This window comes from Rhodococcus sp. KB6, from assembly GCF_001445685.1.
Taxonomy (GTDB): Bacteria; Actinomycetota; Actinomycetes; order Mycobacteriales; family Mycobacteriaceae; genus Rhodococcus_F; species Rhodococcus_F qingshengii.
The window spans coordinates 1-427 of record NZ_LNAK01000007.1 but is presented as its reverse complement, the minus strand read 5'-3'; the positions used below and the strand labels follow the sequence as shown (position 1 = coordinate 427).

General features: G+C 64.9%; 1 pseudogene. It reads right to left on the bottom strand.

From position 1 onward, the window contains the following. Positions 1-294, bottom strand: a pseudogene (locus ASU23_RS01415) (IS21 family transposase); the annotation flags it as partial. Between the last annotated feature and the right edge of the window lie 133 nt (positions 295-427).

The window sequence follows — 427 nt, the reverse complement described above, 5'->3', positions numbered from 1 at the left end:
CCGGCGCGTGGTCCGCTCACCGCCGGTGAACCCCAGCGCGACGATCCGTTCGTGGATGACATCCGCGCGGACCTTGCCCTGCGAGCGGACCACCAACTCCTCGATCTTCGGCAGAAAGTCGTCGATCGCCCGCGCTCGATGCCGCCGGCGGTCCGGCGGCTGCCCCGCAGCGCGCATCTGCACATACCGGGCCACCGTGTGGTGATCACACCCAGCCAGCTCCGCCGCCGCCCGATAACTACCCGTGAGGTCGTACGCCTCCAAAATTTCCATGATCTCCCTGCTCGATTTCATCCACCCAGCGTTGCCGGGACCGAATCTGACTCACAGCAGGTGGGGAACTATCTGGCCGTACGCGGGGAGAAACCATGGCCACAAAATGCGCCATAAATGGCCGCCAGTGGGGAGCTTACGATGGCCGTCGACA